Origin of the sequence: Robbsia andropogonis, assembly GCF_000970345.1 — a bacterium.
Taxonomy (GTDB): domain Bacteria; phylum Pseudomonadota; class Gammaproteobacteria; order Burkholderiales; family Burkholderiaceae; genus Robbsia; species Robbsia andropogonis.
The window spans coordinates 1-1,114 of record NZ_LAQU01000203.1; the positions used below are offsets into that span (position 1 = coordinate 1).

A 1,114-nucleotide genomic window follows, 5' to 3' on the forward strand; every position below is an offset into this window, starting at 1 on the left:
CGACATTCGCGTTCCCCATAAGGGCGACATCGTGGACAACGTGATTCAGGGTGCTTTCGATATGTTGGAGGGTTTCGACCTGATACAAGAACAAAGAGAAGGCATGCAAGCAGTCACGCTGAGCGTTGAAGAACAAGAAGTATTAGCAGAAAGCGCGTTGTCGCTCAAGTATGATCCGCAGGACGAGGCCCCCGCCCCTATTACGCCCACGCAACTGTTACGCGCGCGGCGTAGCGAAGACAGTGGTAACGACCTGTGGCGAGTTTTCAACCGGGTACAAGAAAATATGATACGCGGCGGCTTGCGTGCGCGCAGGGCAAACGGTCGCAATATGACAACGCGCGAAGTGACTGGAATCGACCAAAACGTCAAGCTTAATCGCGCGCTATGGATTTTAGCCGAACGCATGCGCCAAGTGAAGCAAGGCTAACCGCCCGCGTCACTCGTCGCCCTCGAAACCCCGCCTATGCGGGGTTATTTTTTTCAGGCGTCACAGGGTCGAACGGGTTAGGGAAATACTGTTTGGTCTGCGCTTCCGCCCTCTCGACCTTCTGTTTAAACGTCAAGGCGCGCAACTGCTCGCGCGTGAGCGCGGCGGTACGCCAGTCCTCAGGGAGTGTGATGCCCACACGAGCAATGGTGCGCCGTTCATGACCGGCGGACTCGGAAGCAGGCGCGACGGCGGTCGCGGATTGCACGGTTTGTGCGGGGAGAGGTGCTGCATCCGTTTGATTGACAGCGGGGCGCGGGCTGACGTGTGTTTGCGTGCTCTGAGATGTCAGGTTGCGTCGTTGCCGCCGAATGCGTTTGAGGGTGACGGCAAAGGTGTTGTAACTGAATGTCAATCCGAACTCAGCGAGTATGCCAATGATGGTGGCGTATCGGACACCGGAGCGGATCAGCGCCTCGACGCGCTCGAAGATATCGCGCAACTGAGCGGCCTTTGGCCGCTCGGCTGACGCGGCGGCCTGATCAAAGCGAGCGAAGAGAGCAACGGTATCCATGGTCGTGCGAAGGCAAAGAGTCGACATAGGGCTAGGGTAGCCAAAAACTGTCACTTTTGCACTATCTGCGCTTGATCGATGTATCGGCGTTGTGCGATTCCGCTCCCTGC

The 1,114-nt window shown here is 57.5% G+C and carries 2 protein-coding genes; one reads left to right on the forward strand and one right to left on the reverse strand.

All coding sequences use genetic code 11. The annotated features are described in order from the left end of the window. A partial coding sequence (locus tag WM40_RS27130) for a DUF932 domain-containing protein (protein WP_046154656.1) occupies positions 1-430 on the forward strand: 430 nt, incomplete at its 5' end. A 34-nt stretch (positions 431-464) separates the two neighbouring features. Here WM40_RS27130 and WM40_RS27135 read toward each other — a convergent pair. Next, positions 465-1,004: a hypothetical protein gene (locus tag WM40_RS27135; protein WP_046154657.1), complete on the reverse strand. Its 540-nt coding sequence runs from the start codon at positions 1,002-1,004 to the stop codon at positions 465-467. Positions 1,005-1,114: the final 110 nt, after the last annotated feature.

Bases quoted from the DNA above. Each gene is read 5' to 3' on its own strand.
- WM40_RS27135 (WP_046154657.1), bottom strand. From the start codon at position 1,004: ATGGATACCGTTGCTCTCTTCGCTCGCTTTGATCAGGCCGCCGCGTCA.